The 16,300-nt window shown below is 63.9% G+C and carries 6 protein-coding genes; 3 read left to right on the plus strand and 3 right to left on the minus strand.

Features of this window, described 5'->3' with window-relative positions:
* A partial coding sequence (locus ACIA48_RS30075; protein ID WP_396739963.1) for an amino acid adenylation domain-containing protein occupies positions 1–10,915 on the minus strand: 10,915 nt, incomplete at its 3' end.
* A 23-nt stretch (positions 10,916–10,938) separates the two neighbouring features.
* Positions 10,939–11,169 (minus strand): MbtH family protein, encoded by a 231-nt coding sequence (locus tag ACIA48_RS30080; protein WP_396739965.1) that lies wholly within the window; start codon positions 11,167–11,169, stop codon positions 10,939–10,941.
* A 557-nt stretch (positions 11,170–11,726) separates the two neighbouring features.
* Between ACIA48_RS30080 and ACIA48_RS30085 the strand changes: the two genes are divergently transcribed.
* The 3 genes from ACIA48_RS30085 to ACIA48_RS30095 all read left to right on the plus strand — a co-directional run bounded on the left by ACIA48_RS30085 (position 11,727) and on the right by ACIA48_RS30095 (position 14,902).
* Positions 11,727–12,767, plus strand: a complete 1,041-nt coding sequence (locus ACIA48_RS30085; protein WP_396739967.1) for a sulfotransferase family protein — start codon at positions 11,727–11,729, stop codon at positions 12,765–12,767.
* Between the two features lie 187 nt (positions 12,768–12,954).
* Positions 12,955–13,803 (plus strand): TylF/MycF/NovP-related O-methyltransferase, encoded by an 849-nt coding sequence (locus ACIA48_RS30090; RefSeq protein ID WP_396739968.1) that lies wholly within the window; start codon positions 12,955–12,957, stop codon positions 13,801–13,803.
* A 61-nt stretch (positions 13,804–13,864) separates the two neighbouring features.
* Complete coding sequence (locus ACIA48_RS30095; RefSeq protein WP_396739970.1) at positions 13,865–14,902, plus strand: glycosyltransferase; 1,038 nt, start codon at positions 13,865–13,867, stop codon at positions 14,900–14,902.
* Positions 14,903–14,966: 64 nt separating this feature from the next.
* Here the strand turns inward: ACIA48_RS30095 and ACIA48_RS30100 are convergent, their stop codons facing one another.
* Complete coding sequence (locus ACIA48_RS30100) at positions 14,967–16,256, minus strand: glycosyltransferase (protein ID WP_396739971.1); 1,290 nt, start codon at positions 16,254–16,256, stop codon at positions 14,967–14,969.
* Positions 16,257–16,300: the final 44 nt, after the last annotated feature.

Below are 16,300 nucleotides of genomic sequence, written 5' to 3' on the forward strand. Positions count from 1 at the left end.
ACCGCGTCCCACACGAAATCGCCACCGCCCCAGGGTCCCGATCCACCTGCGCACCAAACACCACCGGAACCGACACCCCCACCGGCCCCGACCCACTCAACACCGCCCGATTACCAACCCCATCCAGCCAAACCCGCTCACCCTCACCCACCACATCCACCGACGACAACCGCCGCAACGGATCACCAACCAACCCCACCAACACCCGCTCAAAACGCCCCACCAACGCCTCAACACCGCCCACATCAAACACATCGGTGCGGAACTCGACTTCGCCGACGATCCCGGCAGGCTCACCGGCCTCGCTGAAACGCTCGGAAAGCGAGAACGTCAAATCCACTCGCGCAGTGTGTGTCTCGGTCGGCAGCGGAGCGATTTGAACATCACCGATAGTCAACTCGTCGCGGGAGTCATTGTTCTGCCATGCCAACATCACTTGCACCAACGGGTGATGAGTCAGCGACCGCGCCGGATTGAGCCGCTCCACCAACACCTCGAACGGCACATCCTGATGCTCGAAGGCGGCCAGGCTGCGCGCCCGCACCTGTCCCATCAACTCACCCACCGTGGGATCACCGCCCACATCGACCCGTAGCACCAAGGTGTTGACGAAGAAACCCACTAAGCGATCCAGGGCAGGGTCGTGGCGGCCGGCGATCGGGAACCCAACTGCCACATCGGAACTCGCGCTGAGCTTGGCTAGTAGCAGCGCGAGGGCCGCTTGCACCACCATGAAATTCGTCGCATTGTGCTCACGAGCCATCCGAGTGATCCGCTGTTGCAGCTCAGCGGACCACTCAACGGCCACCCGCGCCCCCCGGTAATCAGCCACCGGCGGATAGGGCCGATCCGTGGGAAGATTCAACCGCTCAGGCACCCCAGCCAAGGCCTGTTGCCAGAATCCCAGCTGCGCGGAGATACGACTCTGGGGGTCATCGAGATCCCCCAATTGTTCACGCTGCCACAGCGTGTAATCCGCGTACTGCACCGGCAAGGGCGTCCACTCAGGGGCTCGCCCCGCACAGCGGGCCTCATAGGCGATCCCCAAATCGGCGACCAGCGGGGTGATCGACCAGCCATCGGCGGCGATGTGATGCACCACCGCAACTAACACGTGCTCGTCGGCGGCCACACGTAGTAGCTTGGCCCGCAAGGGAATCCGGGTTGCGAGTTCCAGCGGCTCGCCCACTGCCGCTTCGATGGCCTCTTGGATCCGAGCCTCGGGCCAGCCGCTGGCATCGACGATCTGCCACCCGAAATCGGCCTGCTCGACCGGCACCACCAGTTGCTGAGGAGCCCCTTTCGGTGCCGGGAATACTGTGCGCAGGCTCTCATGGCGGCCCACCACATCAGCCAACGCCGCACCCAACGCCTCGACGTCCAAGCCCCCAGTCAGCCGTAGCGCCACGGCCATGTTGTAAACCGCAGACGGACCCTGCAACTGGTCGATGAACCACAACCGGTTCTGGGCGAACGACAACGGCACCACCGCGGGACGCTCGACTGCGACCAATCGCGCCAACCCGCCACTACCATCACCGATCCGCGGCGCCAGCCCGGCGACAGTGGGTGCCTCGAACACGTCGCGCACTGCGAGACCGGCTTCCAAGCCGGCGTTGACTGCAGCGACCAACCGCATCGCCGACAACGAATCCCCGCCGAGCTCGAAGAACGAGTCGTCGACTCCGACGCGGTCCACGCCGAGCACATGGGCGTAAATACCGGCCAGCAACTCCTCGATCACATTGACCGGGGCACGATAGCTATCGGTGTCGACGTACTCCGGTGCCGGCAACGCGCGAATGTCGAGTTTGCCGTTGACTGTCAATGGCAACGCATCCAGCGCGACGACCGCGGTCGGCACCATATATCCAGGTAGCCGCTGACCCAACATCGCACGGACTTCGGCCGGGTCCACGACTCCGCTCACCGACTCGGTGACATAGCCGACGAGGCGCTTGTCGCCGGGGCGGTCCTCACGGGCGATCACCGCCGCCTGCTGGACTCCGTCGCAGCCGGCCAAGACAGCTTGGATTTCACCGAGCTCGATGCGATAGCCGCGGATCTTGACCTGCTCATCAGCCCGCCCCAGATAGCGCAGTTGCCCGTCAGGACCCCATAACACGAGGTCTCCGGTGCGATACATGCGTGTTGCGGACGTACCACCGAAGGGGCAGGCCACAAACCGTGATGCGGTCAACCCAGCGCGCCGCCAATAACCCACGCCCACCCCGGCACCGGCTACATACAACTCACCGACTACCCCGGGCGGCACCGGACGCAACCAGCCATCGAGCACAAACAGCTCGGCACCCGGCACCGGCGCACCGATCGGCGGTGCACCCGACCCCGCCTCCAGCGGTGCGCTGAGCATTACGACCATCGTCGTCTCGGTCGGGCCGAAGGCATTGATCATCACCCGGCCCGGTGCCCACCGATCCACCAACTCGGTCGGGCAGGCCTCACCGGCGACGACCAGCGTCAGCCCGTCGAGCCCCTCCGGCGACAACACTCCTGCCGCCGAAGGGGTCTGGGTCAGCACATTTACTTGTTCGGCTATCAGCAGCGCACGCAAGTCTTCGGCAGAGCGGGCCACCGCATCGGGCACCACCACCACCCGGCCCCCACCCAGCAGCGGACCCCAGGTCTCCCACACCGAGGTGTCGAAACCGTAGGAATGACACTGCGTCCACGCCTCCGCCACCGGCAGATACGCGCCCAACCGCACCAACAACTGGGTGACGTTGTGATGGGTAACCGCCACGCCCTTTGGCACTCCGGAGGTACCAGACGTGTAGATCAGATACGCGATGTCGTCCGCGGACGGCACCGGCATTTCGGTGCCGGGTTGGCTCTCGATGGCGGGGTCGTCGATATCGATGACCACAAGGTGGTCGTACTCGGCCAGACGCGAGCGCAGGTCGGCGGTTGTCAGCGCCGCGCTCGGCGCAGCGTCGGCGAGCACGAAGCGGATCCGAGCGTCCGGATGGGCCGGGTCGATCGGTACATACGCCGCACCCGTCTTGAGCACCCCCAGCATCGCCACGATCGCCTCAGCAGAGCGCTCCACCAGTAACGCCACCCGCTGCCCCGGGCCTACGCCGTGAGTAGCCAGCAGATGCGCCCACCGGTTTGAGGCCTCGTCGAGCTCCCGATATGTCATTGAGCGGCCGATACCGCTGATCGCCACCGCCCCGGGAGTGCGGGTGACCTCGGCAGCGAACAGCGCCGGAATCGACGCTGCTGGCGGCGCCGAGGTGGTCGACAATGCGCGATTACCCCACCCTTCCAATTGGGCATGCTCGCCGGAGTCGAGCACATCGATCGACGACATACGACGTGACGGGTCAGCAGTCATGGCTACCAAGACGCGCTCGAACCGCTCGATCAGCGCCTCGATGGTGGCCGCGTCGAACACATCGGTGCGGAACTCCACCTCTCCACCGATTCCGGCGGCCGTGCCGGCCTCGCGGAAGCGTTCCGAGAGCGAAAACGTCAGATCCACGCGGGCAGTCTGGGTGTCGGCAGGTATCGGCGTGACGTGCAGATCACCCAACGCCAGCTCGTCGGGCAAGTCGTTGTTCTGCCAGGCCAGCATCACCTGCACCAGCGGGTGATGGGTCAGGCTGCGGGTTGGTTTGACTTGCTCGACCAGGACCTCGAAGGGCACATCCTGGTGCTCATAGGCGGCCAGGCTGCGCGCACGTACCTGACCCAACAACTCGGCGACGCTGGGGTCGCCGGCCACCTCGACCCGCAAAACCAATGTGTTGACGAAGAATCCGACCAGGCCATCGAGTGCGGCGTCGCGGCGCCCGGCGATCGGAAAACCCACCGCCACATCAGAACTCGCGCTGAGCTTGGCCAGCAGCACCGCAAGGGCGGCCTGCACCACCATGAAACTGGTCGCATTGTGCTCACGAGCCACCCGCACCACCTGCTCGTGCAATTGCGCGGACCAGTCCACGGCCACCTTGGCGCCGCGGTAGTTCGCCACCGCCGGATACGGTCGATCAGTGGGAAGATTCAGCCGCTCGGGCAGCCCGGCCAGGGACCGCTGCCAATACGCCAACTGAGTTCCGATGCGGCTGCGCGGGTCGTCGAGGTCACCGAGCTGTGCACGCTGCCAGAGTGTGTAATCGATGTACTGCACCGGCAATGGCGCCCACCCGGGTGCCTGCCCCGCGCGCCGGGCGGCGTATGCCACTCCCAGATCCGCCACCAGCGGGGTGACCGACCAGCCATCAGCGGCGATGTGATGTACCACCGCCACGACTACATGCTCGTCCTCATCAACACGAAAAATTTTGGCGCGCAACGGAATATGAGCGGCCAGGTCAAAAGGCTCACGCACCACCGCGTCGATGGACTGCTGAAGCCGCGCCGCCGGCCACCCGTCGGCATCAATGATTTGCCAGCCGAAGTCGGTCTCCTCGACGGGCATCACCACCTGCTGGGGGCTTCCCTCGGGCGCGGCGAACAGGGTGCGCAGGCTCTCATGGCGGTCCACTACGTCGCCCAGCGCCGTCCCCAAGGCGTCCACATCAAGAGGGCCGCTGAGCCGCAATGCCACCGCCATGTTGTAAACCGCCGACGGGCCCTGCAACTGATCGATGAACCACAACCGGTTCTGGGCGAATGACAACGGCACGACCGCCGGGCGCTCCACCGCCGCGAGCGGCTCCGGCCGACCCTCATCGACGCCGATGCGTGGGGCCAGCCCGGCCACGGTGGGCGCCTCGAACAAGGTGCGGACCTTGAGGCCGGCGTCCAGACTATTGTTGATCGCGGCGATCACGCGCATCGCCGACAGCGAATCGCCACCTAGATCGAAGAACGAGTCATCGACCCCGACTCGCTCCACTCCAAGCACCTTGGCGTAGATGCCGGCCAGGATTTCCTCGGTCAGGGTGGACGGTGCTCGGTACCGGTTGATATCGGCGTAGTCCGGCGCAGGCAACGCGCGGACGTCGAGTTTGCCGTTGACCGTCAGTGGCAGCGCGTCGAGAGCGACTACCGCGGCCGGCACCATATAGGTCGGCAGTCGCTCGGCCGCCGCGGACCGCAGCGTCGCGGGGTCGACTGTGCCGGTGACATACCCCACGAGGCGTTTGTCGCCGGGACGGTCCTCGCGAGCAATCACCACTGCCTGATCGACGCCGTCCAACTTGGCCAACGCTGCTTGAATCTCGCCGAGTTCGATGCGATAGCCGCGGATCTTGACCTGCTCATCCGCGCGACCCAGATACCGAAGCTGCCCATCGGTACCCCAGCACACCAGATCCCCGGTGCGGTACATCCGCGCGCCGATCCCCCCGAACGGACACGCCACGAATCGGGACGCCGTCAAAGAGGCTCGACCTACATAGCCGAGACCGACGCCGGCACCGGCCACATACAGCTCCCCGACCACGCCGGCGGGTACCGGACGTAACCGCGTATCAAGGACGAACAGGGCCGCCCCCGGCACCGGTGCGCCGATCGGAGCGACCCCCGAGCCCGCCTTCAGCGGCGCGCTCATCGCCGCATAGACCGTTGCCTCAGTGGGGCCGTACGCGTTGATCATCACCCGCCCGTGCGCATACCGCTCCACCAACTCCGGTGGGCACGCCTCACCACCCACGACCAACGCCGTCGAATCCAGCCCCTCAAGGGAGAACGTCCCTACCGCCGAGGGGGTTTGGGTGAGCACGCTGACGCGCTCGGCGACCAACAATGCGTGAAAGTCCTCCGGAGAAGCCACCACCGACTCGGGCACCACCACCAGTCGGCCTTCGTGCAGAAGCGCACCCCAGATCTCCCACACCGAAAAGTCGAAGATGTACGAGTGACACTGCGTCCACACCTGCCCCGGCGGCAGGCCGACTCGTACTCCAAACAACTGGGTGACGTTTCGGTGAGTGATCGCCACGCCTTTGGGCACGCCGGTCGTGCCTGAGGTGTAGATCAGATAGGCGATATCGTCGGGTGCAGGCGCCGGCAGCCCCGTGCTGGGTTGGGTCTCAATAGCTGGGTCATCGACGTCGATGACGAATGGTTCGTGCCCGTCCAGCCGAGCGCGCAAGTCCGAGGTGGTGATCGCCGCGATCGGAGCGGAATCGGCCAGTACGAACCCGATCCGCGCATCCGGATGCACCGGATCGATCGGCACGTAGGCGGCCCCGGTCTTGAGCACTGCCATTATCGCCACGATTGCCTCGGCCGAGCGGGAAAGCAGCAGGGCCACACGGGTTCCCGGACCCGCCCCATGAGCGGCCAGCAAGTGTGCCAACCGATTAGCGGCCTCATCGAGCTCGCGATAAGTCATGGACCGGCCATCGCAGGTCAGCGCAAGCGCATCCGGGGTGCGGGCCACCTGCGCAGCAAACAGCTCCGGAACCGACACCGCGGCAGGCGCCGGTTGGCTCAACACCGCTTGATTGCCCCACTGCTGCAGCCGAGTCTGCTCATGCTCATCAAGCAGATCCACCGACGACATCAATCGCTGCGGGTCGGCGGCCATTGCCACCAACATCCGTTCCAGCCGCTGGACCAGCGCCTCGATACTGGCCGCATCAAAAACGTCGGTGCGATACTCCACCGCGCCGCTGATTCCGGCGGGCACCCCGGCCTCAGTCCACCGTTCCCCCAGCGAAAACGCGAGATCCATGCGCGCCGTGTGGGTTTCGGTCGGCAGCTGGGCGACTTGGAGGTCACCCAGGCTCAAGCCGGAGACAGGACCGTTTTCCTGGCCGGGGAAGTTCTGCCAGGCCAGCAACACCTGCACAAGCGGGTGATGAGCCAGGCTGCGCGTCGGGTTAAGCCGTTCGACCAGCACTTCAAATGGCGTGTCCTGATTCTCGTAAGCTGCCAGGCTGCGCTGGCGCACTTGAGCCAATACCTCGGCCACACTGGGATCACCGCCGACATCGACCCGCAACACCAGCGTGTTGATGAAACACCCCACCAGCCCGTCGAGAGCGGAGTCGCTGCGCCCGGCGATCGCAAAGCCCAGCGCCACTTCACTGCTGGCGCTGAGCTTGGCGAGCAACGCCGCCAACGCGGCCTGCACCACCATGAAACTGGTCGCATTGTGCTCCCGAGCAAGCCGAGCGACCTGCTGATGCAGAGCGACCGGGAACTCGACCGCCATACTGGCCCCGCGGTTCTCGGCCACCGCCGGATAGGGCCGATCGGTGGGCAGATTCAGTCGCTCGGGCATCCCGGCCAGCGCGTCCTGCCAATACGCCAGTTGCGCGGCGATGGGGCTGTCGCTGTCGGCCATATCACCGAGTTGTTCACGCTGCCACAACGTGTAATCGATGTACTGCACCGGAAGCGGCGCCCAGTCGGGCGCTCGCCCGTCGCGCCGTGCGGCATAGGCCACGCCCAGGTCGGCGACCAGCGGGGTGATCGACCAACCGTCGGCGGCGATATGGTGCACCACCGCCATCAACACATGCTCAACATCATTGAGACGCAAAAGCGTTGCCCGCAAGGGGATCTCCGCCGCCAGATCGAACGGGTGACCCGCCGCGGTGTCGATGGCCCGCTTGAGCTCACCGTCAGACCAGCCGCTGCCATCAACGATGTGCCAGCCGAAGTCGGCGTCCTCCATGGGTACCACCACTTGCTGCGGGGTGCCCTCCGGAGCGATGAACAGGGTACGCAGGCTCTCGTGGCGGTCCACCACATCACCCAGCGCCGCCCCCAACGCCGCTGCGTTCAGGCGCCCACCCAGTCGCAATGCGACCACCATGTTGTAAACGGGTGAGGGACCTTGCAATTGATCGAGGAACCACAGCCGGTTCTGGGCGAATGACAGTGGCGCCGTCGGGCGGTCGGTGGGCACCAGCGGTGCCAGCCGGGCCTCCTCAGTGCCGATACGCGGCGCCAACTCGGCCACCGTGGGCGCCTCAAAGACCGCACGTACCGACAGCCCGGCATCCAGACCGGTGTTGATCGCCGCGATCACCCGCATCGCCAGCAGCGAGTCCCCGCCCAATTCGAAGAACGAATCGTCAACCCCGACCCGCTCCACCCCCAACACCTGAGCGAAAATGCCGGCCAGAATCTCCTCAGTCGCCGTGGACGGCGCGCGGTAACGATCGGTGTCGGTGTACTCCGGTGCCGGCAACGCGCGTTTGTCCAGCTTGCCGTTGACCGTCAACGGCAACGCCGCAATGGCCACCACCGCCGAGGGCACCATGTACCCCGGCAACCGCTCACCCAGCGCCGCACGCAACTCGCTCGGGTCCGCGGTGCCGGTCACATACCCGACCAACCGCTTATCACCGGGACGGTCCTCGCGTGCGATCACCGCCGCCTGCTCGACACCGTCCAGCGCACTCAGCGCGGCCTGGACTTCACCGATCTCGATGCGATGCCCGCGGATCTTGACCTGCTCATCAGTGCGGCCCACATACCGCAACTGCCCGTCGGGTCCCCACCACACCAAATCCCCGGTGCGATACATGCGCGCGCCATGCGTCCCATACGGACAGGCCATGAACCGCGACGCGGTCAACCCGGCCCGACCCATATACCCGACCGCCAACTGCGGGCCCGCCAGATACAACTCCCCCACCACTCCGGTCGGCACCGGACGCAACCAGGAATCCAACACGTAAAACGCCGCGCCCGGCACCGGCGCGCCGATCGGCGGTGCCCCCGACCCCGCCTGCAAGGGTGCGCTGAGCGCTACCCACATCGTGGCCTCGGTCGGGCCGTACTCGTTGATCATCACCCGACCCGGCGCCCAGCGCTCCACCACCTCCGGTGCACACGCCTCACCACCGACCAGCAACGTCACCGACTCCAAGCCCTGCGGCGACAACATCCCCGCCGCCGACGGCGTCTGACACAACACCGTGACCTGCTCGTCAATCAGCAAGGCGCGCAACGCCTCCGGAGACGCCGCCACCGACTCAGGCACCACCACCAACCGCGCCCCATGCAACAAGGCGCCGTAAATCTCCCACCCCGAAATATCGAAACTGTAGGAATGCCACTGCGACCACACCGCCCCCGCCGCAGCAAGCCGCGCGTCGAACGAGCCCATCAACTCAGTGACGTTGGCGTGAGTGATCCCCACCCCCTTGGGCACCCCCGTGGTGCCCGAGGTGTAAATCACATACGCCAAATCATCAGACTCCGGCACCGACAGCGCCGCACTGGATTCCGCGTCGATGCGCGGATCATCAACATCAATGACCACCAACTCGATATCGACCAGCCGATCGGCGACATCAGCGGTCGTCAGCGCAGCGATCGGCGCGGCGTCGGCAACCATGAACTCGATGCGTGACTCAGGGTGGGCCGGATCGATTGGCAGATACGCGGCCCCGGACTTGAGCACGCCCAACATCGCCACGATCGCCTCAGCACACCGCGGAAATACCAACGCCACGCACCGGCCCGGACCCGCACCCAAGCCAATTAACAGGTGTGCCAACCGATTAGACGCCGCATCGAGCTCGGCATAGGTCATTGCACGGCCCTGGCAGCTCAGGGCTGTCGCCTGCGGGTCCGAGGCCACCTGCGCGGCGAACACCGTGGGGATCGACAGCGGCGTGCCCGCGGGTCGGCTCAGAACCTCGTGGTTACCCCACACCTCCAACCCGGCCCGCTCACCAGTATCAAGCAACTCGATCGATGACAATCTCCGCCCAGGGTCGGTGGTCATCGCACCCAACAACCGCTCCAACCGGCGCGCCAGATCTGCGACATCGAAGTTCGACCACGGTTGCCCCTCACCGACGGTGCTCAGGGAAAGCTCATCACCAGAGCTGGAGAAAAACAGTCCGAAGCCGTCCACGACCGCACCGTTGGTCAACGACGCCGAGGCCTGGGTCCCACCGAAGGGCAACGTGAACCGCGACGGAAGGAAGTTGATGTTCACCCGGCCATCGGAACCCCCGTGCAGGCGAGCTCTGCGTTCCAGGGCGTGCACCGGAAACCGCTGATGCTGCAACGCTTCCCGGATGCGAGTGTCCACAAGCTCGCAGAAATCGGCAACCGTCGACTCGGGGGTAACCCGCAACACCAGCGGAACCACCCCGGCAACCATCCCGGGAAGAGTCTTGGACTCTGGCAGAACTCGCCTGTTGACCGGGAAATCGAACACTACTTCCGAGTTTCCGCCGCACCATCCACGCACCAGGAGCGCACACGCCGCAGTGATCACCGACGAGCGCGGCACACCCCTTGCCCGGCAGAACTCATCCACCCGGCCAAGAACCACCGGATCCAGATGCACGGGCTCGGATGGCCAGAACGAATCTTCCTGGCCTTGCGCCTCAGGCAGCCGATGCGGCGCTTCGCTTTCCGTCGGAAGGTTCTGGGCCCAATAGGCCCTATCATCCAGATAGTCACTGGAGGCCTCGTACGCCTGCTCGCAGTCCACTAGGTCCTGCAGTGAACCGAAAAAACCGGCAGGAATAGGCGCACCGGAAACAACGGCAGAGTAAACAGCGGCCACCCGCTGCCCGATCAAGACAATGCCGGATCCGTCTACGACGATGTGGTGGCCGCAGGCAAACAAATAAAATTCGTCAAACCGCGTCTGGAATAACGCGAATTTGAATAACGGGCCGGAAAGCGACATCGGGGTGCGCTGAATCGACATCGCCAGCGCGCGCGCTTCTTGCACTGGATCGTTGGCCGAACTCAAATCATGGAACGCCAACTCGACATCCGGGTAATCAATAACCCGCTGTGCCACCTGGCCGTCGACCTCGTAAAAGGCCGCCCTGACGGGTTCGGCCTCTGCCACCGCTCGGCGGATCGCCCACTGCAGGGCGTCCCGCTCTACGCGCCCGTCGATCCTGACGAATAGGCCGAGTTCCCACTCCGAACCGGAGTGACGCGTTTCCTGCGCGAGCCAGATGTCCAGCTGGGCGCGCGTTAGCGGAAGCGCCTGGTTATCCGACTCCATCCAGCTCCCCCACCCCCCCAGGCTCAGTTATCAGATGCTCGGCCTGCTGCCAACCTCTCGCGTAGGCTCTTGGGTCGAATATCGGGCCAGTTCTGCTCGATGTAGTCCAAACACGCGGCACGGTCCGCCTCGCCGAAAACCACCCGCCAGCCCGCTGGCACGTCGGCGAAGGTCGGCCACAGGCTGTGTTGCTCCTCGTCGTTGACCAACACGAAAAAACTGCCATTGTCGTCGTCGAACGGATTGACGCTCACAAAATCTCCAGATCATCTCTCGATTTGATTGGAACCGATGCAAACCATACTGAAGGCCAGCACGGTCGCTGCGGGGTTTCGGCAAAGTTCCTGGTATTGCGACCCTGCGAAGCTCAGCAAAGCAGCTCGGCGTTGGGCACCGCGCAGGGTTCCGGCGTGATCGTAACCTGTGGCAGCTCAGCGTCAACCAGCATGTCAACTCATCGCGCGCGAACGAGCAGCCAATCAAAGTCGGCAGCATTAAACCGTCGCTGCGTCGAGAGGGTTGGCTCCAGTTGTTTATTGCCCTCGGAATGCCGTGTTGGACAGCAAGCGCAGGAGTATATGCGACATTATCCGCGGCGAGAGCGAACCACGGCCTATCCTGTCGTGGTGAGCAAGAGCCGACGTACTGCCTCGACGCCCACCGCTAGATCTACACTCCGCAGTCCAGCTGCAGCGCGGACGGATCACCTCCCCGCAGCAACCCCCTCCAAGGGTTTACGAATCGACGCCGCGCGCGTCGCTGGCAACCTTCGACCGGCGTGTCGGACGCCGCGGTCCCTACTGCAAGACCGATGTCCCTTGCGGTGGCAACATTCTGCGCTGGACTCCGCATCAGGATTGTGGGCGTGACCCTTTCCCCCGAGCAGTCAGAGTTCCTTGGCCGTCCGATTGCTCTGTTCGTGCTGGGCATGCACCGATCCGGAACATCGGCGCTGACAAGGGTTCTCACACTGTGCGGTGGGACGCTCCCGACCGCGCTATTGACTGCCGATGTGGCCAACCCAAGTGGCTATTGGGAGCCGCGCGCGGCCGTCGACCTCAACGACACAATCTTGCAGCGCCACGGCAGCGACTGGGCCGACCCGACTCTGCGCCTGCAGGAGGAGGGTGCGTTCGAAGCGGAAGAGCGTGCCGCCTGCGTAGCCAAAATCTGCGATTTCTTTACGACGCTGCCGACCGCGCCACTCGTGGTGATTAAGGATCCGAGGATCACGGTGCTGTCCGGCATGTGGTTCGAGGCCGCCCGGCTGGCGGGATTTGAAATTGCGGTCGCGATTGCGGTGCGCCATCCGCACGAGGTCACCGCGTCGATTACCAAGGTCAGCGGAGCCTCGTCGGAGCCCTCAGCGGACCTTGCGAGTGCATTGTGGCTGACATACAACCTGCTAGCCGAAAGAAACACGCGCCAATTGCCGCGCGTGTTCGTCGACTACGCAAACTTCCTCGACAACTGGCCCCGGGAAGTAGAGCGGATCTCCGCCGCACTTTCGATCGACCTCGCGAGCCGAGATGAGGCCGCAATCGAGGAGTACCTCCAACCGAGTCTTCACCGCCACCGGCACCACGGTCCGGTGACGGACCTTTCTGGGACAGATTGGATTTCTGCCACCTATGAAGCGTTGCGCGCGGCCTCGCGAGACGAGCCTGTAGATGAAACTACGTTCGATCGCGTTTTCGAGCAGTATCGAATCAAGGCACACCGTTTCGAGGTGGCATTCCAGGATTACCGCAAACTGCGTAACCGCGTGCAGCGTAGGCGATCCGTTGTGCGGCCGATCAATACGATGATCGCGTTAGCACGCCGGCGTCGCGGCCCTAGCCGCCGAAGCTGACCAGGAGCCAACGCCCTTATTGAGAGGCGGGCGGAGGTTCTCTGCCGTCGCGGCCAAGCAGGAGTCTCCTGCATCTTCGGGACGATCCACAATCCGAAACGCCTTGACGGCGTGTATCGAGGTCTACGCTCATCGCCGGGAACGCTGGAATGCAAGACTGCCATGCGAGGTAGGGGGTGGCTATTTGGTGACCGATCACGACGCCGGTTCTTTGTACTTGGATCTGACTCGGCGCTACCTCACCAGATACGGCATGGACCAACTGGTACCCGTGGGCTGGTGGTCACCCGAGCGCTCCACCTGGCGGTCATTCCTGTGGAGGCGCCCCCTCATCAAAGCCCACGATCTCATCCTCGCGCGCAGAGGTCTCATGCTCGTGCGTAAACGCCCCTTCGATCAGGCCGCACGAGACGTCGGCGCAGATTGGCCAGCGGACGCCGAAACGATGATTGGAATGCAGAGACTCACCAGTCTGCAGCGTTGCGTTGAGACAGTACTGGCCGACGACATCCCCGGCGATCTGGTCGAATGTGGAGTGTGGCGAGGAGGGGCCTCCATCCTGATGCGGGCAGTCCTGGCAGCGTACGGGGACGAGACTCGACGCGTGTGGCTAGCCGATTCGTTCGCGGGCCTGCCCCGCGCGGACGCCGCAAAATACAAGGCAGACAAAGGGTTTAGGCTTGACCGCTTTTCGCCCATGCTGGCGATTTCCGAAGCGGAAGTCAGGGCTAATTTCCGGCGATATGGGTTGCTGGATGACCAGGTCCGTTTTCTCCCTGGCTGGTTCAAAGACACGCTGCCAAATGCTCCGATTGATCGCATCGCTGTGTTGAGGCTTGATGGTGACTTGTACGAATCGACCATTCAAGCGCTGGATGCGCTGTATCCCCGACTGTCCCCAGGAGGGTTCTGCATCATCGATGATTACCAGCTGAAGATGTGTCGACAAGCTGTCACGGACTACCGCGCGGAACATGGGATACGCGCGAACATCGTTGACATAGACGGCAGAGGCGTGCTGTGGCGGAAGCAATGAAGTCCATGTGACGCTCTGAAACAAAGTAGGCGTTGCGGCGGGTCGGAAGAAATGGGGGGATATGGCGCCGTATCAATTGTCGGTCGTAGTAATCGCTTTCAACATGGAACGGGAGTTACCGCGGACGCTCCACTCGCTGTCGCCCGTCCTGCAGCGTGACCTCGTCGGTGACGACTACGAAATCATCGTTATCGATAATGGCTCTGCCGAGCCGGTCGATGTTGGCCGTTACCGTCAGTGGGGCGGCAACATCTGCGTGCATCGCATGACGAATGCGGCGGTGTCGCCGGCGGCGGCCATCAATGCGGGATTGGCGTTAGCTCAGGGCGAGTTGATCGGCGTGATGATTGACGGGGCGCGAGCGGCTTCACCGGGACTGCTGTCCGCGTCACTCCGCGCGGCCACGCTCCACCCCCGGCCTGTGGTTGCGTCGCTGGGCTTCCACCTTGGCCCGGACGTGCAGATGCGGAGCACTCAAAAAGGCTACGACCAACGAGCAGAGGATGCCCTATTGGCGGGCATCGATTGGCCTACAGACGGTTACCGGCTCTTCGACGTCTCAGTTTTCGCGGGATCCTCGAGAGAGGGTTGGTTTCGCCCGATCACCGAGTCGAATGCGCTGTTTCTCTCCCGCCCTATGTGGCAGGAACTGGGCGGTTACGACGAGCGATTCGCTTCGTTAGGCGGCGGGCTGATCAATCTCGACGCGTACGTGCGGGCGTGCGAACTTCCGGACAGTCAGCTGGTCGTGTTGTTGGGCGAGGGAACTTTCCACCAAGTGCACGGAGGGGTCGCCACAAATGCGCCGGCTAAGCGCCAGCGCAGCCTCCTTCGCGAATTTCATTCGGAATACATTCGAGTACGGGGTAAGCCTTTCGCTCCGCCAACAGCGCGGCCGTGGTACTTCGGGGAGGTTCATCCTCACGTACTCAAGTCGATCGAGCTCTCCGCACGACTGGCTAGGAGGCGCCGGCGCGCACACTCGTTGGCGCCGACGGTCGCTCGGCTGCACGCCGCAACGCAGGCGCTTCGGCCGCGGCTGCTGCGCACGACGAATCGCACGTCTCTGGAAAACACGGCGAAAGTGGCGGAACCCTGAGATCGAAACTGTCTCAGGCAATCCCGAGCTAGAGATGGTGAACGCCTTCCGGGGCCTGTGCCGATCACTTCGACGATTTGCCTTCGCCGATCAGGCCCACGCGCGCATTCTCTTCGAGAAGATCGGCGGCGGCAGCGATACTTGCGGCAGGTTTACTCATCTGGGCGGCCACCGCGCGCGCTCGAGCGACGTACTGCGGTTCGAGGATTGTGCGCAGATCCGCGAGCAACGATTTCTGAGTCGTCGTCGAAAAGCGCCGGGCGGTACCCACTTTCAGTCTTTTGACCACAAGTCCCCATAACGGCTGATCGGCCATCGTCCACAGGATCAACGTAGGGACACCCGCGCGCAAGCTCGTTGCCGTCGTGCCAGAGCCACCATGATGAACGACCGCGCGGCAGGCTGGAAAGACCGCCGCGAAATTCACCGCACTCACCACCTTGACATGCTCCGGATGGGAAATACCGCTGAAGTCACTCCAGCCCCCGCAAATCAAGGCCCGCTCGCCCAACTTCGCGCAGGCCGCGCTGATCATTGCGAACGTGTCGCCCGTGGACTCCAGCGGTGTACTGCCGAAGCTGAAGAAAATGGGTGGCGTTCCCGCGGATATCCACGCGGCGACCTCTTCGTCGGCATCAGTCGGCAACTCGAGTGTCATAGCGCCAACAAAAGGCCTTTTAACGTCCCGTTTCGCCCACTCGGTTGCCAGCCCAGGGAAGCAAACCTCATCGTAGGCCTGGATTTCCAGCGATCCGCGCTCGGCGATCCGCTGCGGTGCGGGGCCGGTCGCCTTCGGTAGGCCGAGTTTGTGGCGCTGCGCATCGTTTATCTTCTTGGCACCCATGCGCCAACTCAGCCACTGGTTGAATCTCATAGCGGAGCGGGCCAACGCCCCTGGTACAAACGGCAGGAGCTGCCCGTTGGCCTGAACCGGGCGGTAGTAAAACGTAGCCAGTGGAATCCCGTGATATTCCGCGACGTTGACGGCGGCCTGCTGAAAACTGAGGCCGCTCAGGAGGAGATCGAAGCCGTCCGCCAAAGACGTCAACGTCGTCGTGATCTCCTCCCAGCAGCGGGTAACCTGCGCCATGAGTTCCGCGTTCAACCTACGCCGCTCCTGGATCTTCCAGAAGTTGCGAAAGATTGACACCCACGCGTTGCGGTAGGTGTCCAGCCACGCCTGCGTCTCCAACCCAAAGCCGACCGCCGAAAGTCCAGCCGACTCGGCAAAGCCAGTTAGGTCGGGCGGAACGGCGATGCAGACCTCATGCCCGCGACGCTGCAATTCACGACCGACAGCGACGCCGGGTTCGACATCTCCACGGGTTCCATAGCATGCCAGCAGAAATTTCATCGCGCGGATCTCTACCTCTCCCATCTCCTACATGTAGGCGACAT

The organism is Mycobacterium sp. NPDC051804, assembly GCF_044452905.1.
Lineage (GTDB): Bacteria > Actinomycetota > Actinomycetes > Mycobacteriales > Mycobacteriaceae > Mycobacterium.